This window comes from Nocardia niigatensis NBRC 100131, assembly GCF_000308655.1.
GTDB classification, from domain to species: Bacteria; Actinomycetota; Actinomycetes; order Mycobacteriales; family Mycobacteriaceae; genus Nocardia; species Nocardia niigatensis.
The window spans coordinates 1-19,562 of record NZ_BAGC01000110.1 but is presented as its reverse complement, the minus strand read 5'-3'; the positions used below and the strand labels follow the sequence as shown (position 1 = coordinate 19,562).

Here is a 19,562-nt window from a genome sequence, read left to right as displayed (position 1 = left end):
GGATCCGCAACCACCGTGAGAGGCGCGGTCTCCGCCGGTGCTATCGGCAGTGGTACCGGGTGCGTCAGGGAGATGCGACAGGGTGCGGGAGGTCGTCGAGCAGGCCGAGTTGCGCTGCGCGAACACCGATCTGGAAGCGGCTGCGCACCTCGAGCCGGATCATCAGGCCGGCGATGTGACGGCGGTAGCTGCGCAGCGACATGCCGAGGCGGCGGGCGGCGGCCTCGTCGATGAGCCCCAGATTGAGGGCGTTGAGGACGGCGCGGTCGGTGGGGGTGATCTCGATGCCCGCGGTGTCGAGGTGCCCGGCCAGGCCGTGGCCGGATTGCCAGCTCAGCAGCGCGAACTGGTGCAGGGCGCGCAGCAGGGCCGGTTCGCGCACCAGGTAGGCGTAGGGCTGGTCGGCTCCCGCGCCGCTCCACAGCACCGCGATGGCACGATCGATGATCAGCACATTGTGAAAGTCGTTGTCGGTGACCCGGATCTGCGCGCCCTGCGAGGAGTGCCGCAGCAGGGGGCGGCGGTCGCGCAGTTCCAGATAGTCGGGGGAGTAGAGCAGTCGGACCTGTTTGCCCGCGGCCAGCAGATCGTCTACGACCACCTGCCCGAGCCGCAGGTGATCGCTGGAGTGGGTAGGGTTGGAGACCGCCACCACCGCCTCCCGCCGGGCATGCCGGAGCAGGTGGTGGACATCCTGATCCCAGTGCCCCTCCTGGCTGAACCGGACGATGCCGGTGGCGAGGGCGCCGGTCTGCTGTCGCTGCATCACTTCCCCGATCGTGACACGGGGCCCGGTCGCGCCCGGCGGATCTGGCAGCTTCCTGCCAGGCGGGCGGATCGGGCCTCGCGGCTTCCTACCTTTCAGCCTATGCACATCAGTTTCAGCGACGAACAGAACCGACTGCGCAAGCGGCTGCGCGAGTATTTCGCCGACCTCGTCACACCCGAGGTGCGGGCCGGTCTGCGCGCGGGTCCCGGCGGCGAGCACGGCGACGGGACCGTCTACAAGGAGGTGGTGCGCCGACTGGGCGCCGACGGCTGGCTGGCGCTCGGCCGACCGGAAGAGCATGGCGGACAAAGCCGTTCGATGCTCGATCAGCTGATCTTCCTGGACGAGGCCGCCGCCGCGGGCGTGCCGCTGCCGTATCTCACGGTCAATACGGTCGGGCCGACCATCATGCGTTACGGGACCGCCGAGCAGCGGGCGTTCTTCCTGCCGCGTATCGCCCGCGGCGAGTTGCACTTCTCCATCGGCTATTCCGAGCCGGACGCCGGGACGGATCTGGCCGCGCTGCGCACCCGCGCCGTGCGCGACGGGGACGAGTACGTCATCACCGGCGAGAAGATGTGGACCAGTCTCATCGAATACGCCGACTACGTGTGGCTGGCCGCCCGCACCGATCCGGGCGCCGGCAAGCACGCCGGGCTCTCGATCTTCATCGTTCCCACGACGGCCCCGGGGTTTTCGTGGACCAAGGTGCACACCATGGCCGGGGTCGGCACCAGCGCCACCTACTACTCCGAGGTGCGGGTGCCGGCCGCCAACCTGGTGGGCGGGGAGAACCAGGGCTGGGCGCTGATCACCAATCAGCTCAATCACGAACGCGTGGCGCTGGCCTCGGCCGCGCCCCTGCGGGAATCGCTGCGGCAGGTGACCGAGTGGGCGCGCGCCACCGTCCTGCCCGACGGGTCCCGGGTCATGGACGCCGAATGGGTGCGGCTGCACCTGGCCCGCGTGCACGCGCACGCCGAATATCTGAAGCTGCGCAACTGGCGGACCGCGTGGGCGGCCGATCGCGGTGAACTCGGACCGGCCGATGCCTCCGCCACCAAGGTCTTCGGGACCGAGTTCGCCCTCGAGGGGTATCGGCTGCTCATGGAGGTGCTCGGCGCCGAGGCGGTGATCCGGGCGGATTCCCCGGGCGCGCTGCTGCGCGGGCGCCTCGAACGCTTTCACCGCTCCGCGCTCATCCTGACCTTCGGCGGCGGCGTCAACGAGGTGCAGCGCGACATCATCGCCAAGACCGCCCTCGGCCTGCCCGTCACCCGCTGAGAAGAGGAGTAGCACCATGGATTTCGAATACACCGAAGCGCAGCGGGAACTGTCGGGGCTGGCTCGTGAACTGCTCGCGGACTGGTCCGGCCGCCATCCCCGGCCCGGCGATACCGGCTTCGACCCGGACCTGTGGCGGGCCATGGCGGGCACGGGCCTGCTGGAGGCGGCACTGCCCGAGCGGGTGGCGGGCGGTGGCTACGGACTGCTCGAACAGTGCGGACTGCTGACCGAGATCGGCCGGACCGTCGCTCCCGCACCGTATTCCACGAGTATCGCGGTGGTCGCGGCGACGCTGGCCGAATTCGGCGATGCCGCGCAGATCGAGCGCTGGGTGCGGCCATTGCTTCAGGGCGAGACGACCCTGGCACCGGCGCTCGCACGCGACTTCGTCTCGTTCGAGGCCGAGCGGGACGGAAGCGGCCGGCGCATCTCGGGTTCGCAATCGGTCGTGGCCGCCGCGGCCTTCGCGGACGGCTTCCTCGTCGAGGCCGGCTCCGGCTCGGATTCGATGCTGCTCCTGCTTGATCGGGACACCGCGGGCGTCACGGTCACCGGGCAGCACGTGGTGAACGGGACGGACGCGGCGATCCTGGAACTGCGCGAGGTGCTGGTCCCGGACCGGGACGTGATCACCGCGCCCGAGGCCGCGGCCTGGGCCCGGCGCCGCGCGGCGGTGGCCGCCTGCGCCCTGCAACTCGGCATCCTGGCGCGCGCGCTGGAGATGACCTGCGAATATGCCCGCACCAGAAAGCAATTCGACAAACCCATCGGCTCGTTCCAGGCCGTGCGCCAGCGCCTGGCCGACGCCTACATCGATGTCGAAGCCGTCCGCCTGACCCTCTGGCAGGCCGCCTGGCGCGAATCCCACGGGCTGCCGGCGGAATCCGAGATCGACGTGGCGAAATTCTGGGCGGCCGAGGCCGGGCACCGCGTCGCCCACACCGCCGTCCACATCCACGCGAGTACCGGCATCTATTCGGACTATCCGATGCAGCGTTACTTCACCGCGGCCAAACGCGCCGAGTTCGAAGCGGGTGGCGCCACCGCGCACCTGCGCCGACTGGGTATGCGCCTGGACGCGGACCTGTCCTGAGAGAGCCGGGGGAGTGGACCGGAGGCGCCGCCGGCCGTGCCGGCGGCGGCTGTCCGGACCCGCATGAGCCGTCTGCGCACCCCTCGCACGCACGCGGCCATGACCTCATCGCGCGCGAGAACCCCGGGTGTTGCAGACCCGGGGAACCCGCGTGTGTGCACGCTCCCACGAGCCCATAAAAAGCGAATAAACGTTCTCTATTGACTGACCGGTCCCGGTGCGAACAGGGTGGCCAGGGTGGGGGCGGTCCGGCCGTCCGCCACGCCCATCGAAACCGGACGGCCGGTAATGCCCGCCACGTAACCTGTGGTCGTGGCAATCGGTGACACGTCGCGCGGCGCGGCGCGCCCCGGAATCGCGCTGGCCACCCTCACCGCGGTCCTGTTCGTGACCTTCCTCGACACCACCGTGGTCAGCGTCGCGCTGGCCGACATCCGGTCGGAGCTCAGCACCGATGTGGCGCTGCTGCAGTGGGTGGTCAACGCCTACACGCTGGTCTTCGCCAGTCTCATGCTCGCCGCCGGATCTCTCGGCGACCGCTGGGGACGCAAGAAGGTCATGATCGCCGGATTGGCGATCTTCTGTGCGGGATCGGTGATTTCGGCGCTGGCCACCAGCGTGCCGACGCTGATCGCGGGGCGCGCGGTCATGGGGCTGGGCGCTGCCGCGTCCGAGCCGGGCACGTTATCGATACTGCGCCAGGTCTTTCCGGACCCGCGGGCACGGGCCAAGGCGCTGGGCGTGTGGGCCGCGGTGTCGGGTCTCGCGCTGGCCGCCGGTCCGGTGCTGGGCGGGGTGCTGGTCGACGCCTACGGCTGGCGGTCGATCTTCTGGCTCAACCTGATCGTCGGCGGAGTGGTGCTGGCGGTCGCGCTGCGTTACGTCCCCGAGAGCGCGGACCCGCAACCGGGACCGATCGACTGGGCCGGATCCCTGCTGGGCGCGGTCGCACTCGGCACCGTCATCTACGCGGCGATCAGCGGGGAGAACCGCGGTTACGGCGCGCCGTCGGTGGTCACGCTGTTCATTCTGGGCGGACTGGCCGTTCTCGGCTTCGTAGCGGTCGAGACCCGGGTGCGCAATCCCGTCTTCGATTTCCGGTATCTGCGCCTGCCATCGGTGCGGAGTGCGCTGAGCGTGGCATTCGCGATCTACTTCGGCGTCTTCTCGATCTTCTTCTTCACCGCGCTGTATCTGCAGGTGATGATCCACTACTCGGCCGCGCGCACGGCCGCGGTGTTCGCGCCGATGGCCGTCGCGATCATGGTGGGATCGCTGGCCGCGGGTTTCTGGGTGGCGCGGACCGACGCCCGCACGCCGATGATCGCCGGATGCGTGGTGAGCGCGGCGGGCATTCTCCTGACACGCAATTCGCTCGAGGGGGTGGTGGGCTTCACTCCGCTGGCGGCCGCACTGGCGGTCGCCGGTCTCGGCTTCGGGGTCGCCGTGGTCCCGTTGACCTCGGCGGTCCTGAGCAGCGTGCCCGGGGCGCATTCCGGCATGGCGGCCGCCGCCACGAACACCATGCGGCAGGTCGGCGCGGCGGTCGGTGTCGCGGTGCTGGGTTCGCTGGTGAACGCGTTCCTCATCGCGGATCTGAAGAAGCGGCTCACCGAGCTGGGGCTGCCGACCGAACTGCAACCCACCGCCATCGATGCCGTCGAACGCGGCCGAATTCCGTCCGGGGTGGACCTGGGCACCATGCTGAAATACGCGGCGAAGGTGCCGGACGTGCTGAAGACCGGGACGTCGGCCTTCCATCACGGACTCGATGTGGCGCTGCTCGTTTCGGCACTGGTGATCCTGGCCGCCGCGGTGCCGGCCGCGCTCACGCTCCGCGACACCGGCGAATCCGGGCAGTGGCGGCAGGAATTGCCTGCGGCCATGGGCGCTTTCGTGATGGCGACCGGAATCCTCTCCGTGGGACTGGATATGGGCGGGTTCGACACCTTGTCGATGGCGGCGCTGGTGCTCGCAGCTGTTGTGTGGGTCGTGCTCGCCGGTGACCTCACGTCCCGGCTGCTGCACCGCAGCTGGGAAGCCGTGGCCGATACCCCGGCGGCATTGACGGCGGTGGCGGCCACGACCGTGCTCGGCACACGAACCTCGTTGCTCGGCTGGGACTTCGCGGCCACCGTACTGCTCGTGTTCGTCGCGGTCGTATGGCCGGTGGCGATCACTCTCGTGCTCCGCCATTGGAACCGGCGCATGCCGGGCGCGGTGTTCCTGGTCTGCGTGGCGACCGAGGGACTGGCTGTGCTGGGCATCACCCTGGCGCAGGGCGGGGTGGGTGACTGGCCGGCGGTGGCGGCGCTGGCTCTCTTAGTGCTCGGATTGCTGTTGTACGTGGCGGCATTCGCGCATTTCGACATCACCGAGATCTGGCGTGGGGCCGGAGACCAGTGGGTCATGACCGGTGCGCCGGCCATCTCCGCGCTGGCCGCGTCGAAGCTCTACGGATGGCAGGGTTGGCCGGTGTTCCTGCACCACGGGTTACGGACGCTGACCTTGGCGCTCGTCGGACTCAATTTATCCCTGTACGTGGTTCTCGTTGTGGCAGAAGTGGTTCGGTTCCGGCCCAACTACGATGTGCGCCGTTGGGCCACCGTGTTCCCACTCGGGATGACCTCGGTCGCGCTGATGTCCACCGGCGGCGAACTGTCGCTGTCGTGGGCGCGGATGCTGGGCCGGATACTGCTCGTCGTGGCCGGTGTGGTCTGGCTGCTGGTGGCGGCCGAACTCGCCGCGACCCGGCGCCCGGGCCGCCCCGAACCCGCATCGGTCTGACGCGGCCGCTCTCCCGTCCGAGCCCTTCGTGACGGTCCGACCGCCCTGCCGACACTGTGGCGGTGCAGGCCGGCGCAGCGGCCGGAGATCGCTCCAGGTAGGTGATAGCTATGGAATCGCTGATCCGATGAGCATTGTCTATGACCAGAAGTTTCGGGTGGCCCAGGGCGGTTATCCGTGAAACGAGTTGTGCGAGGTGGCGGGGGAGTTGCTGACGACGCTGCGGCCCTACAGCGGCACGCTCGTCGGATTCGACAGTGGCGCACTGTATCTCGGCTCGATGGACGCCCGGCTGGCGGATCTGGCCGAGCTGCGCGGTGACGGTGAGGCGGCGCGGTCGTATCGGGTGGCCGCGGATCTGGTGGTGCGGCGGGTCCGCGCCGAGGTGGATGCCATGGGGTGCGGCTGGATTTCCGGGAGCGGGTGCCGTAGCGCGGGGCGGCGGTCGCGAAAACCGATTGCGCCTGAACCGGTTCGCCCGGCACCATCGTCGGCATGTTCGCACAGTCCATCGCATACACCGCAGTCGCGGGTGCGATGGCTGCTGCCCCGGCGGTCTTCGCATTCGACGGCGCACGACGCTGACCTTCTCCGGGACGTCCCGGGACCTCAGACGGGGAAGGTCGGCTCGCTGCTGAGGTCCCCTCGAATCCCTGACTCCCAGATGGAGAACCAGTCATGGCCAAGCAGGCCTATGTCCGCACCAAGCCGCACCTCAACATCGGCACCATGGGGCATGTCGACCACGGCAAGACCACGCTGACCGCCGCCATCACCAAGGTGCTGGCCGAGCGCGGCGGCACCGCCTTCGTCCCGTTCGACCGCATAGACCGGGCGCCGGAGGAGATCGAGCGCGGCATCACCATCAATATCGCGCACGTCGAATACGAGACGGCCACAAGGCATTACGCGCACGTGGACATGCCGGGGCATGCCGACTTCGTGAAGAACATGATCACGGGGGCGGCCCAGCTGGACGGGGCCATCCTGGTGGTGTCGGCGGACGACGGCGTCATGCCGCAGACCGCCGAGCACGTGCTGCTGGCCCGGCAGGTCGGTGTCGAGCACATCGTGGTCGCGCTGAACAAGGCCGACATCGCCGACGTCGAGCTGCTGGAGCTGATCGAGCTCGAGGTACGAGAGCTGTTGTCCGCCAACGGGTACGACGGAGACAGCGCTCCCGTGGTCCCGGTGTCCGGGTTGCGGGCGCTGCAGGGCGACGAGCACTGGTCGGTGCAGCTGCTGCGGCTGCTGGACGCCGTCGACGACTATGTGCCGATGCCCGAGCGCTACATCGACGCGCCGTTCCTCATGCCGGTGGAGAACGTGCTCACCATCACCGGTCGTGGCACTGTCGTGACCGGCGCGGTGGAACGCGGGCGAGTACAGGTGGGCGACCGCGTCGCGGTGCTCGGCTTCGGCGGCACGGTCGAGTCGGTGGTCACCAGCCTCGAAACCTTCGGCCGGACCATGGAATCGGCCGAGGCGGGCGACAATGTGGCGCTGCTGCTGCGCGGCGTGCAACGCGGTCAGGTGGCGCGCGGACAGGTCGTCGCGGCGGTCGGCAGCGTAGCGGTGCACACCGGGTTCACCGCCCGGGTGCGGCTGCTCACGGCGTCCCAGGGCGGTCGGCGCACCCCGATCGTCACCGGCTACCGGCCGCAGTTCTTCGTCCGCACCGGCGACGTCTCCGGTCAGGTGGCGGTGCCGGAGGGCCGCGCCATGCCGGGCGAGACCGTCGAGGTGGCGGTCACGCTCGACCGGGCGGTCCCGCTGGAGCCGGGCCTGGGCTTCGCGGTCCGTGAGGGCAATCTGACGGTCGCCGCGGGCACGGTCCTCACCGTCGACGAATAGGCCGTGGTCTGCGAGTGGGGCGGGCGTGGCCCGCCCCACTCGCAGGTTGGAGAACGACTACCGACCGGTCGACAGCCAGGGCGAGTCCGCCAACTGCTCGGCCAGGTCGGGTGCTTGGCGGACACCGGCCTGGAAAGCGGACGGCCAGCTCGCCAGCGGGTCCGGATCGGCGGCGAACGCCGCGAACACCTCGATCATCGCGGCGTCGGGGCCGAAATGCAGGACGATGTCAGCCGTGGTCTTCGCGAGTTCGGCCTGAAGTTGCTCGCGCGGGGCCTGGTGCGCCAGTAGCTCGATGACCAGGAGCACCTCCGCGTCGGAAGCGAGGTCGGCATTGGTGGGCGACCACACTCCGCCGTCGATGTAGTAGCGGTCGTCGACCACGATCGGCGGAGAGGTGCGGTCAATCTAACCACGTTGGGCCACTATAGCTTTCGGCTGCGGGTCGCCTGGTGCTCGAGCAACTCCACGTGCCTCGTCTCGGTCCCGGACGTGCCCGGACTTCGGCGGGGATCCGTCGACCGTGCCGAGCCATCGAGTGTGGCCGGGAATCTCTAGTCCAGGACGGGAATCGTCCTCGACGATGGGGTTCATGGAGCGTGGGCACTATGGGGACGATCATCGGGCATTCGCCGAACTGGCGCGGGGATTCGTGCGCAAGGAGGTCGCGCCGCACTATCTGGAATGGGAAGAGGCGGGGATCGTGCCGCGCTCGGTCTTCGCGCGGGCCGGAGAGTTGGGGCTCCTCGGATTCGCGGTGCCGCAGATCTACGGCGGCCTCGGAGTTTCGGATTTCCGGTTCAATCAGATCCTCATCGAGGAATTCATGGAGGGCGACAGCGCTGGAGTCGGGCTGAATTTCGCGCTGCACAATGACATCTGCACGCCCTATCTCGTGGAACTGACGACCGAGGAGCAGCGGCAGCGGTGGCTGCCGGGATTCGTGGCGGGGACGCTGATCGCGGCCATCGGTATGACCGAGCCGGGCGCGGGGTCCGATGTCGCCGGGATCCGCACGGCCGCAGTGGATATGGGCGATCACTTCCTGGTGAACGGCGCGAAGACGTTCATCACCAACGGGATCAATGCCGATCTGGTGATCACGGCGGTGCGGACCTCGGCCGAACGGCACAGGGGGGTGACCCTGCTGGTGCTGGAACGCGGCATGGAAGGCTTCGAACGCGGTCGTAACCTCGACAAGCTCGGGCTGCACTCGCAGGACACGGCCGAATTGATCTTCACCGACGTTCGCGTGCCCAAGGAGAACGTGCTCGGTGGGGTGGGGCGCGGGTTCGAATACCTGATGCGGAACCTGGCTCAGGAACGCATGCAGATCTCGGTGGCCTGCTTGGCACGGGCCCGGGTCGCACTGCGCACGACCGTCGAATACGTGCGTGGCCGTGAGGCTTTCGGGCAGGCGATCGGGGGATTCCAGAACACCAAGTTCACGCTGGCCGACGTTGCCACCGAGGTCTCGGTGGCGGAGGCGTTCATCGACAAGTGTGTGCTCGAGTTGAACGCCGGCCGTCTCACACCGGCCGATGCTGCCAAGGCCAAGCTGTGGGCCTCGGAGATGGAATTCCGGTGTATCGATCGGTGTCAGCAGTTGTTCGGCGGGTATGGGTATATGCGGGAGTATCCGATTGCCCGGGCCGCGGCTGATGCTCGGATTACTCGCGTTTATGGCGGGACTTCGGAAATCATGCGCGAGATAATCGGCCGGGACATGCGGTTGACGGATCGGTCTTGACCACACCGGCAGGCCGTCGCACCGCGGAGGGGCAAGCGACGGCCCAACTCGGCACAGCGGTTGGCGCTGATCGCCGTTCTTATCGTTTGAGTCCTTGAGCGATAGCGATCAACCGCTCCATCGCGGTACGGGGCAGGATGCGGCGAATAGCGAACATCAGCGGCGCATTGCTTCCGACCGCATACAACGGCTCCGGCCGATCCGAGTCGACCGCTGCCACAATGGTTTCCGCGACCTTCTCCGGCGGGATCCCCTTGCTCATCTGGCTGTCGAGCTTCGCCATGAACTTGGTGAAGTCCGCAGTGTGCGGCGAGCCTTCGGCGAGGTACTTCATCCGTCGTTCGCTCAGCCCGGTATTGATCTGGCCGGGTTCGACGGTGGTGATCCAAACGCCGAACGGCGACTCTTCGAACCGAGCCGCTGTCGCGAACCCGCGTATTGCCGCCTTGGTTGCCACATACGACGACCGGTAGGGCATCGGGAAGCTACCCAGCATGGACCCGACCATGACGATCCGCCCATAGCCACGCTCCCGCATTCCGGGCAACACCGCCTGTGTCAGCGAGACCGCACCGAACACGTTGAGCTGGAACAGCCTTTCGATGGCCTCGCGGGGCAACTCGGCCAGCGGTCCGGCCTGGCTCTCCCCGGCATTGTTGATCAGCACGTCCACCGCACCGAGTTCGGTGGTGAACTTGTCGATCGAGTCGAGATCGGTGATGTCCAGCGCGCGGTATTCGATGCCGGGAACCCGGTCTGCGGCGGCGATGGAGTCGGGATTGCGGCTGGTGCCGATCACCCTGTGCCCGCGGGCTGCGAAGGCAGCGGCGGTGGCCTTGCCGATGCCGGAGGACGCGCCGGTGACAACCACGGTTCGGGTCGTATTGCTGCTCATACGGGAGACGCTAGCGGGCGCGGCGGGACTCCGGCCAGGTGGGTGAGCGCAGGACCGTGATGCAGCGGGCCTGGCGGCGCTCGGCAGCCGCCTCACCGGTAACCGACCGGATGCCGAGCCAGATGCCGACAGCGAACGCAGGGGTCGCGAGTGCCGGAACTAGCAGTATGGCGGTGGAACTCATGGTGGGAAGACCTCGATTGCTGGTCGTCGTCCGGACCTGATGTGGGTGAATCGCACGGGTGCAGCGGCTGTTACGTGACGAATCGCGTGTCGCCGGAAACTCGTCATATGTGGCATCCGAATCTGTCGGATGCGCCACACCGGACGGTCTCTCGTTGATATGTTTCGCCAACCCGATGGGGAACAGAGAATTGGTCGGGAGTAGTCGAAGAGGACGACGCGTACATGTTCGACTTGGATCTAGTCAGCAACACCTCCGGCGTGCACATCATGACGCGGCTCGCGCTGGAACGCGGCATGCCGGCCGGCGAGTGCCTGACCGGTACGGGCGTAGCGCCCGAGGCGGTGATCGATCGCTATGCGGAACTCTCTGGGCGGCAGGAGCTTACGGTCGTGCGCAACCTCCTCTCGCGGTTCGGGGACGAACCGGGGCTGGGGATGGAGGCGGGACTCCGCTACCGCATCTCACTGCACGGGCCGTGGGGGCTGGCTCTGCTGGCCAGCCGCACGCTGCGGGACGCCGTGCAGGTCGCCCTGCACTGTGTCGAGCCTGCCTTCGCCTTCGGACGGTTGAGCTTCGAGGAGTCGGGCGGCGAGGGGCGGCTGCGGTTCGACGATCAGGGGCTGCCCGAGGACCTTCGCGCGTTTCTGGCCGAGCGGGTCATGGCCGGTGTCCAAGTGATCAGCCGGGAACTGTTCACGGTGGGAGTTCCGGTGCGGCGCTTGAGTTTCCGTCATGCGGCACCCGCCGATATCGCGCGATATCGGTCGGTTTTCGGGGTCGAGCCCGACTTCGGCGCGGCGCGTATCGAGCTCGCCTTCGACGCCGCCCACCTGGACGTGGCGCTACCGGAGGCCAATGAGTGGGCGCGCAGCATGTGTGAGCAGATGTGCCGGGATCTGCTGGCGCGACGCCACGTTCGCACCGGCGTCGCGGGCGCGGTGCGGAATCTGCTGGTGCGTAATCCGGGGGTGATCCCGGACCAGTCGGCGGTGGCCGCGGAAATGTTCGTCAGTGCGCGCACGCTGTCGCGGCGGCTGCACGAGGAGGGCACCTCCTTCCGTGCGCTGCTCGAGGAGGTGCGGCAGGCGCTGTCGGAAGAACTGCTCAACCGGACCGATATGACCACCGAACAGGTGGCGGGACGACTCGGCTACGCCGAGGCCGCCTCCTTCATCCGGGCCTTCCGACGCTGGCAGGGCTGTCCGCCACAGGAATACCGGGCGCGCGGCCGGATACCCGAACTGGTGTAGCCGTCAGCGCTGCGCGGTCAGGAAGGTGCCCGCGTGCAGCGTGGTGCCGAAACCCGGTGCGAACTCTCCGTACTCGTAGACGAGGTGGCCGCCGACCACGGTGGCGGCCACCGCACCGTCATTGCGGTTCACCATGCGCCGCAGGCCCGCGACGCCGGGGAACGGGGCCTCGGCGTAGGCGCTGCTGGAGCCGTCGAAACCCGCGGGGTCGATGACGGCGATATCGGCGCGCCCGCCGGCCCTCAGGTATCCCGCGTCCAGGCCGTACCAGTCCGCGAGTTCGCCCGTGACCCGGTGGATCGCGGTCTCGAGCGGCAGGAAACCGCGCTGATGCGCACGTTCCAGCAGGCGCAGGCCGAAGTTGTAGAAGGCCATATTGCGCAGGTGCGCACCGGAATCGGCGAAACCCACCTGCATCATCGGCGAGCGCTGCAGGCGGTCCAGGACCTCCTCGCGATCGTTCGCGATGACGGTGCGCCACCGTAGTTTCGGGCCGTGCGTCACCGCCAGATCAAGCAGGGCGTCGGCCGGGTGGATGCCGCGCTCGTCGGCGACCGCGCCGAAGGATTTGCCGACGACCTCCTGCTCGGGGCAGGAGACGATCACCGCGTCGTACAGGTCGCGGTTCCACACTCGCGGGCCGTACTTCTTGGCCAGGTCCTTGCGGAAGTCGCGGCGATAGGACTCGTCCGCCAGCAGTTCACCGCGCTTCATGACATCGCGGATATTGAGGGCGGCCACGCCGGAACCGAACTCCTCGAACACCACCAGATCCACGCCGTCGGCGTACACCTCGAACGGGACCGGCAGATGCTGCCACCGGAATCGCGCGCCGCCGACGGTGTTCACGATCCAGGCCGCGGTGGTGGCGGCCCGGGCGACCGTGCGGTCGGCCTTCACGTCCATGCCGGCGATGAGGGTCGTCTTGAGCGGCTTGCGGAATCGGCCCGCGCTCTCGGCGAAGTAGCGGACGATCTCGGCGCGCGCGGTGAGGTTGGGCGTGCTCTGATGTACGCGGCCGCGGCGGCGCAGGATCGTGTTGAGGGCGTGGTATTCACGCCAGGTGGCATATGTGGACGGCAGTTGCCGGGTGGGGAATCGGACGCCCTCCAGCTTGGAGAACGAACTGCGAATCGTGGACAGGCCCAGGAATCCGGCGTCGAGCGCGTCCTCCAGCATGCCGCACATCCGGGTCAGCTCGGCCTCCGTCGGCCGGGCCGCGACATCCACCGCCCGGCCCAGACCCATGACCGTGACGCGCATATCCGAATGTCCCAGGAAAGCAGCGACATTCGCGCCGAGGGGACGGTCGGCGATGGCCTTCGCGTACGAGTGCGGGCCGTCCCACTCCCTGTGCTCCTTCACGGCCGAATGCACCGCGTCCCACGGCAGCGCCTCGACCCGGGCGAACAGGTCGGCGCAGTCCTCGGCCTCCGAATACACCGTCGACAGCGAACAGTTCCCGAGCACCACCGAGGTGACACCGTGCCGGACCGATTCCCCGAGACCGGGACTTCCGAGCACCTCGGCGTCGTAGTGGGTGTGCACGTCGAGCATGCCGGGCATCACCCACTTGCCGGCGGCGTCGATCGTGCGATCACCCTCGGGAATCTCGCCGCCGATGACCGTGACCTTGCCGTCGGCCACGCCGATATCGGCCCGGACCGGCGGCTTCCCGGTGCCGTCGTACACCGTGCCACCGCGAATCACCAGGTCGCACCGCGCCATCGCCATCACCCTGTTCATCAGCTCGCCGTTGAGGGGTTGTTTTACAGGCTATAACCGGACGGTGCGGCCGGTCACGGATCAGTGCGGTGGGAAGCCGTTCGATCCTCCCGGGTGGATGGCCCACTCGCGTCGATAGCCGGGATGGTCGGACCAGATGGCGGCGATCGGCCGCAGATCTCGTTCCAGGTTCGCCTCATCGAGGCCGGACCCGTCGGGCTGGGCATGCGACAGCCGGATGGCGGCGATCGCGTGGCGCAGTGCCGCGCACTGCCGCAGCGATTGGGCCGGTGTGGGCGCGCCCGGCACGAACACCGACGACGACCCGGTGTGAACGCCGGGCCGGCGTACGAAACGGACCCATTCGTACTTGATTACCCGGCCGGAATCGCGGAAGTCGTGCTCGAGTTGCAGGGCGAATTCAGCGGCTTCCTGCTGCTTGTCGATCCGGGCCTCGATGAACTCCTCGATGGTCATGCTCTTGATCCTCCCTCGCTGATCAACGAGTTGGGCACTCGCCGTCGCCGCATGTTCGGGCCGCGCGGCGCCGGTCGTCGCGCTGGAGGACGCTCATCGGGCGGGGCACGGTCGTCGCAGAGTGGGATCGCCCTTCGATCGGACATCGACACAGCCGCCGGACAAGCCCTTGTAGTCCCGGGTGCCGAAGTTGGCGGTGACGGTGAGGTCGCCGGCGACAAGGGCCGTCTGCTGCACGAGACGGTGATCGGTGAGCCGCCGGCAGTCGGTCACGGGCAGGGTGGCGGTTCGGGCGCAGACCGTGTCCGGGCCAGCGCGAGGACGGGTTGCCGGCGTCGGCCTAGGTGTACTCACCTGCGGTCGAGGGTTCTGCCGGCAGTGCGGGTGCGGTGACGTTGCCCGGCGCGGCGGCCGTGGATACGGTGGTCGCCGCCGTCGGGAATGTTGCCCAGTTTCTTGATGTCGAGATGGATCAGATCACCGGGTGCGGGGTGCTCGTAGCGGCGGATCACCCGGCCGGTGGCTCGGTCCAGATGCGCCAATCGGGCGAGCTTGTAGCGCCGCAGAACCCGGTGCACCGTAGCGGGATTCAAGTCCAGCAGGTAAGCGATCCGCGCCGGTCCCCACCGGCGCAACAGACGGACCTTGACGATCCGGCGTTCGATCCGTGTCGGTGTCCGATTCGGACTGCGGCGCGGTCGGCTGGAGCGATCGGCCATCGCGGCCGCGCCGTGGTCACGGTAGCGGTCGGCCCACCGTTTGGCGGTGGTGTGTGCGACCTGGAACCGTTCGGCGGCCCGCCGTAGTGGCCAACCCTCCTCGACGACGCAACGCGCGAGCCGCAACCGACCCAACTCTGACAACGGGGCATTACGGTGGGACACGAAGAACCTCCGGAAGTGAATGCGTTCCTCGACAGCTCGCACTTCACTCGGAGGTCTTCGCCATGTCAGCTCGCCACGCCGTCACCAACGTCCATGGTCAGTACACATAGGCCGTGTTTTGAAAGTGGTGGGTGGCGGGCAGTTTCCCGCCCTCACTCGTTTCGTAGCCATTGGTTGATGGCCGCGATGTGAACGGCGGCGAGGTAACGGACTGCAAGTTTGTCGAATCTGGTTGCTGCTGCGACTGGCTCCTGCTTCTGACCGGATGTAGCGGCACCCCCGGGCAGACCGCGCACTTCGTCGGGGACTTCTGCGCCGCCGCCGGAATGTGCCCAGCGGAGAGCTGAGCGGATGTGACAGTAGTGCGTCCCGGAACCTCGTAGCGTCCCGGACCCGACGCCATGACCGTACCGGCCGCGGTGACCTCAGGCGCAGTTCGCCCACCGGCGGCGCGGCATATGGGATCGCCTGCCAGGCAACAACATCCGTTTCGAGCCTGCCCCGGATACACCCGCCTTCGACGGCGATCTCCACGGTACCCGTCAAATTCCCGCTCGCAGGAATCGGCCGGTACGGTGGGTGCCCAGCGACTCGGCGGGCATGCCGTCGCCGAAGACGTAGTGGCCGCCGATGAATACGGCCGAGACGGCTTGGTCGTTGCGGTTGACCATGCGGGGCAGGTTGTCGTAGGTGGGGACCGCGCATTCGGCGTAGGCGTCGAGTGAGTCGTCGAGGCCCGCCGGGTCGATGACGACCAGATCGGCGCGGTCACCCTCGCGCAGGTGCCCGGCGTCGAGGCCATACCAGTCGGCCAGCTCGCCCGTCATCCGGTGCACCGCTTGCTCGAGGGTGAGGAACGGGTGTCCGGACTGCTCGGCGCGATGTACGCGGCGCAGGAAGCGCAGGCCGAAGTTGTAGAAGGCCATATTGCGCAGGTGTGCGCCCGCATCCGAGAACCCCAGCTGGACAAAGGGATCTGCGCTGATCCGGTTCAGCATCGCGGGCCGGTGGTTGGAGATCGTGGTGCGCCAGCGCAGTTTGGTGCTGTGCGCGACCACCAGATCCAGGAACGCGTCGACCGGGTGCAGACCGCCGCGATCCTCACCGACCTGGCCGAACGTCTTGCCGATCACAGTGTCGTCGGGGCAGTCGACGATCTCGGCGTCGAAGAAGTCGCGGTGCCACACCCGGATCCCGAACTTCGAGTCGTAGTCCTTGCGGAACTGGCGGCGGTACGCCTCGTCCTGCATCAGCGCATTGCGCTGCACGTGGTCGGCCAGATGCAAAGCGGCTGCGCCGGAACCGAATTCCTCGAAGATGACCAGATCGATGCCGTCGGCGTACACCTCGAACGGCACCGGCAGATGCTGCCAGCGGAAGTCGCCGCCCAGCGCGTTCACCACGCGCGCGATCGCCCCGATCAGGTACACCAGCAGCGGATTCGCCTTCAGGTCGGCGGCCGAGAGCAGGGTGGTCTTGAGCCGCTGCCGGAACAGGCCGACGCTGCTGAACGTCATTGCCGCGATGCTGCGCGGCGAGGTGACGTCCGGTCCGCCCTGCAGCACGCGGCCGCGTCGCCGCAGAATCGCGTTGAGCCGCCGCCGTTCCCGGCCCTTGGCGTAGGTTGAGGGCAGCGTGCGCGATCGGGCCACTTCGCCGTCGAGCTTGTCGAACAGCAGTTGCTGCGCCGACATCCCCACGAACCCGGCGTCGAGCGCCTCGGTCAGCGCGGCCTCCATCGCCGCCTGCTCGGCCGCGGTGGGTCGCACCCGTTTGCGAGTCGCGCGATCCAGGCCCATGGTCGCGGTCCGAATATCCGAATGACCGAGCATCGCAGCGAGATTCGGACCCAGCGGCAGCGCTTCCAGCGCGGCGACATACTCGCGCGCAGTTCTCCAGGTCTTCCCCGATACCGCCTCGATCACATGCCGTCGCGGAATCGCCTCGACCCGGCCGAACAGATCACCGGCCTCGACGGCTCCGGTGTGCACCGTGGACAGCGAACACGAGCCCAGCAGCACTGTCGTGATGCCGTGCCGCACCGACTCGGTCAACCCCGGCGCGCGCAGGACCTCGATGTCGTAGTGGGTGTGGATGTCGATCATCCCCGGCATCACCCACTTGCCTTCGGCATCAATGACATTCGAGCACCCGGTCTCGTCGAGCGGCATCGCGGAGATCGCGACGACACGGTCCCCGCGCAGGCCGAGATGGCGGATGGTGGAAGGGGAACCGGCGCCATCGAACCAGCGGCCGCCCTTGATGATCGTGTCGTAGCTCACATGCACATCGCAACCGATCGGTCACTAAGTGTCAAGTGGGGTTCGGGCAGCGCATGGCTGCCCGACACCGCAGAACGGAAGACACCCGATGAACCTCAGCAGTCTCGGCATCGGCGCCCGGACATCGAACGGCGCCCGGCGACGCCGATGTGGATCATGTTCACCAACATCGACGACCTCGCCCGGCACCGAATATCGGAAGCATCCACGGATTCTGGCGATCGGCTCGTCGACTCCTGGTGTAGTGCGGGCGGACAGATGACCTATGTCCGGACCAACGTCCCGATGCACGTCACCGCCGGTCTGGCGGGCGTGCCCGCCCGCTGCGGCTGAGGACGCCGCTGCTCCCGGTATCGTCGATCGTCGATCGGCGACGGCAGAGCCTTGCCGATTCCTACGAGCTGGAGGGTAAGTGACGACCGCGCGACGCACCCAGGCCGAACGCAGCGCCGCCACCATCGCCAAACTCGTCGACGCCACCATCGAGGCCATCGCCGAAGTCGGCTACCACAACGCCTCCCTGGGTGAAATCAGTAGCCGCGCAGGCATATCGAAGGCCGGCATCTTCCGGCACTTCGACTCCCGCATCGATCTGGTGGTGGCCGCCGCGGACGAGGTCCGCCGCCGGCACATGGCCGCGGTCGAGAACCTCCGCATCCCCGAAAACACCTCTCACCCGGTCGACCTGGCCGCCCTCATGCACATCCTGCGCACCGAGATCCGCGACACCACCAATACCGTGTGGCTGGAATTGTTCGTGGCCGCCCGTACCGAACCCGAACTCCGCGCCCGCTTCGAACCCGTCGCCCGCGCGCTGATCAACGAGATCGAAGAACTGGCGGTCACCACCCTGACCCCCGACGTCTCACCGGAGATCGCCCGCCTGATCGCTACCTCCCTGATCCACATGTTCGACGGCGAAGCCATCTTCCGCACCACCTACCCCCGACCCGAAGTCGAGCAGGCACGCATCGACCGCATCGCCGCAGCATTCCGGACCCTGACCGGCCACCAATAGCCCGCTATGGGGAATCTGGCTCGAGAGCGGATCGAGCGGTCGTGGAGTGCGTGGCGTGGTCGCGCGATCGAGCCGTCGACCAAGCCCCGGGCCGGGCTCGGGGATCGGCCGTTCAGCTGCGGGATTCGGCCGATCGGCCGAATCGCTGACCGTCACGCATCGTGACGATGGAGGGCATGCGCCGAACCCTCAGGAGCGAAGATGGCCGATCACCGGCAACATGGCACCGCAGATCAGCCGGATGCGGACCGCGACAATGGAATCCCGGCAGTAGTGCATCTGGTGTCGGGCAAAGGGGGGCGCCGAACCGGGTCGGAACTGCTGTTCGTCTACGGCGAATACGACCCAACCCGCTCCGAGCCGTTCCAACCCGGCCCCGCCACGCGAGACTCCTCCGTATACATAGCCCCGACCACCCACCACCTCGCCCGGCCCGCGAACCTCACCGCCCCGGACCGCGCCGCCGCCCTCGCAACGCTGACCCGCTGGGCATCCGGCCAACCTGCGGTTCGATGAGGTGAGGAGTTGAGTGCCGGATGGGGTCGGTTGCGCATCCTCGAGGACGGCAGGAATACCGCACACCGTCTCGGACTCGCCGAATCTGTCGTGCCCCTACTTCGCCTCGGCCAGACTCCGGCCCGTGATGGGCGTCGTCCTTGCGGAGCCTGCCGGAATTCTTCGGCACGATCTGGAGTCCCGTCCAATCACGGTGCAACGCCTAAACTTTCGCGAGCTACTCCGGAATCCTACTGACGGAACACTGTTTTGCGGCTGCACCCGCGGCCGGGGTCCACGCGGGTGGCGCTGGACAACGCGTTGTGCGAGGTGACCCGGCATTTGGGCATCGATCTGCCGGGGGTGCTTGCACAGGTCGTGATCGGGCCGGCGGTGGGCGAGCCCCAGGCCCAGTAGCCGCGATCCGTTGTTGGCTGTGGCTGTGTGGGTCCGGCCTGCTGATCGCACCGGTTAGATGGTCGGCGAACGCACCATAATGCCGAATACAGGGCGCAGCGACCCGACCTCCAGGCAAGCAGATCGCAAAGGCCAATATCGGATGCTGATCCGCCAGCGCGGCGAGGTCGTGTCGGACATTCAACAGGACCGCCGTCGTCGTCATTACCGCGAAGTCCGCGGGCCGCAAGGTCTTCGGCCTCGCCACCGCCGACGTGCGTCTCGCGTGACCTGCTGCGCGTCAGTCCGGCAGCCAGTGCAGCTCGTGTGCCAGGGTTTTGGCGACGGTACGGATGCGGCGGTGCAGTGGTGACTGCACGCGTGGGAGGACCAGGTGGATCGTCAGGCTGGGT

At 67.9% G+C, this 19,562-nt stretch carries 18 protein-coding genes and 1 pseudogene; 10 read left to right on the top strand and 9 right to left on the bottom strand.

Annotation, left to right across the window (positions count from 1 at the left end):
* Positions 1–64 precede the first annotated feature (64 nt).
* Positions 65–769 carry a helix-turn-helix domain-containing protein gene (locus ON33_RS33610; RefSeq protein ID WP_051153296.1) on the bottom strand — a complete coding sequence of 235 codons (705 nt, stop codon included), beginning with the start codon at positions 767–769 and terminating at the stop codon, positions 65–67.
* A 99-nt stretch (positions 770–868) separates the two neighbouring features.
* On the opposite strand from ON33_RS33610, the gene ON33_RS33605 reads away from it, so the two are divergent.
* The 4 genes from ON33_RS33605 to tuf all read left to right on the top strand — a co-directional run bounded on the left by ON33_RS33605 (position 869) and on the right by tuf (position 7,790).
* Complete coding sequence (locus tag ON33_RS33605) at positions 869–2,053, top strand: acyl-CoA dehydrogenase family protein (RefSeq protein ID WP_040863190.1); 1,185 nt, start codon at positions 869–871, stop codon at positions 2,051–2,053.
* 16 nt (positions 2,054–2,069) lie between these two features.
* Positions 2,070–3,149 (top strand): acyl-CoA dehydrogenase family protein, encoded by a 1,080-nt coding sequence (locus tag ON33_RS33600; RefSeq protein WP_040863189.1) that lies wholly within the window; start codon positions 2,070–2,072, stop codon positions 3,147–3,149.
* 312 nt (positions 3,150–3,461) lie between these two features.
* Entirely contained in the window at positions 3,462–5,936 is a 2,475-nt protein-coding gene (locus ON33_RS43730; protein WP_245551033.1) for an MFS transporter, read from the top strand.
* Positions 5,937–6,614: 678 nt separating this feature from the next.
* Complete coding sequence (gene tuf / locus ON33_RS33590; RefSeq protein WP_040863188.1) at positions 6,615–7,790, top strand: elongation factor Tu; 1,176 nt, start codon at positions 6,615–6,617, stop codon at positions 7,788–7,790.
* Positions 7,791–7,847: 57 nt separating this feature from the next.
* On the opposite strand, the gene ON33_RS33585 is transcribed toward tuf, so the two are convergent.
* Positions 7,848–8,174, bottom strand: coding sequence for a patatin-like phospholipase family protein (locus ON33_RS33585; RefSeq protein WP_040863187.1), 327 nt, complete (start codon positions 8,172–8,174; stop codon positions 7,848–7,850).
* A gap of 208 nt (positions 8,175–8,382) precedes the next feature.
* On the opposite strand from ON33_RS33585, the gene ON33_RS33580 reads away from it, so the two are divergent.
* Positions 8,383–9,540: an acyl-CoA dehydrogenase family protein gene (locus ON33_RS33580; protein WP_040863258.1), complete on the top strand. Its 1,158-nt coding sequence runs from the start codon at positions 8,383–8,385 to the stop codon at positions 9,538–9,540.
* Between the two features lie 79 nt (positions 9,541–9,619).
* Here the strand turns inward: ON33_RS33580 and ON33_RS33575 are convergent, their stop codons facing one another.
* The gene (locus ON33_RS33575) at positions 9,620–10,435 is read right to left on the bottom strand and encodes an SDR family oxidoreductase (RefSeq protein ID WP_040863186.1); all 816 of its coding nucleotides are present in this window, start codon (positions 10,433–10,435) and stop codon (positions 9,620–9,622) included.
* A 10-nt stretch (positions 10,436–10,445) separates the two neighbouring features.
* The gene (locus tag ON33_RS41965) at positions 10,446–10,619 is read right to left on the bottom strand and encodes a hypothetical protein (protein WP_157184860.1); all 174 of its coding nucleotides are present in this window, start codon (positions 10,617–10,619) and stop codon (positions 10,446–10,448) included.
* A gap of 224 nt (positions 10,620–10,843) precedes the next feature.
* On the opposite strand from ON33_RS41965, the gene ON33_RS33570 reads away from it, so the two are divergent.
* A complete protein-coding gene (locus ON33_RS33570) occupies positions 10,844–11,872 on the top strand; it encodes an AraC family transcriptional regulator (protein ID WP_040863185.1) in 1,029 nt (342 codons plus the stop codon).
* 3 nt (positions 11,873–11,875) lie between these two features.
* On the opposite strand, the gene ON33_RS33565 is transcribed toward ON33_RS33570, so the two are convergent.
* From ON33_RS33565 to ON33_RS33545, 5 genes and pseudogenes are all read right to left on the bottom strand, one after another.
* On the bottom strand, positions 11,876–13,600 hold the full coding sequence (locus tag ON33_RS33565; RefSeq protein WP_040863257.1) for an N-acyl-D-amino-acid deacylase family protein: 1,725 nt from the start codon (positions 13,598–13,600) through the stop codon (positions 11,876–11,878).
* Positions 13,601–13,678: 78 nt separating this feature from the next.
* Positions 13,679–14,074, bottom strand: a complete 396-nt coding sequence (locus ON33_RS33560; RefSeq protein WP_040863184.1) for a DUF6221 family protein — start codon at positions 14,072–14,074, stop codon at positions 13,679–13,681.
* A 389-nt stretch (positions 14,075–14,463) separates the two neighbouring features.
* A pseudogene (locus tag ON33_RS33550) lies at positions 14,464–14,958 on the bottom strand (helix-turn-helix domain-containing protein); the annotation flags it as partial.
* Positions 14,959–15,039: 81 nt separating this feature from the next.
* A complete protein-coding gene (locus tag ON33_RS43725; protein ID WP_085996883.1) occupies positions 15,040–15,492 on the bottom strand; it encodes a carboxylesterase family protein in 453 nt (150 codons plus the stop codon).
* Positions 15,493–15,500: 8 nt separating this feature from the next.
* On the bottom strand, positions 15,501–17,240 hold the full coding sequence (locus ON33_RS33545; RefSeq protein ID WP_040863182.1) for an N-acyl-D-amino-acid deacylase family protein: 1,740 nt from the start codon (positions 17,238–17,240) through the stop codon (positions 15,501–15,503).
* Between ON33_RS33545 and ON33_RS41955 the strand changes: the two genes are divergently transcribed.
* From ON33_RS41955 to ON33_RS41945, 4 genes are all read left to right on the top strand, one after another.
* A complete protein-coding gene (locus tag ON33_RS41955; protein ID WP_157184859.1) occupies positions 17,241–17,573 on the top strand; it encodes a hypothetical protein in 333 nt (110 codons plus the stop codon).
* Between the two features lie 79 nt (positions 17,574–17,652).
* Entirely contained in the window at positions 17,653–18,258 is a 606-nt protein-coding gene (locus tag ON33_RS33535; RefSeq protein WP_040863180.1) for a TetR/AcrR family transcriptional regulator, read from the top strand.
* Positions 18,259–18,459: 201 nt separating this feature from the next.
* Positions 18,460–18,774 (top strand): hypothetical protein, encoded by a 315-nt coding sequence (locus ON33_RS41950; protein ID WP_157184858.1) that lies wholly within the window; start codon positions 18,460–18,462, stop codon positions 18,772–18,774.
* 249 nt (positions 18,775–19,023) lie between these two features.
* Positions 19,024–19,170: a hypothetical protein gene (locus ON33_RS41945; protein ID WP_157184857.1), complete on the top strand. Its 147-nt coding sequence runs from the start codon at positions 19,024–19,026 to the stop codon at positions 19,168–19,170.
* The last annotated feature ends 392 nt before the right edge of the window (positions 19,171–19,562 follow it).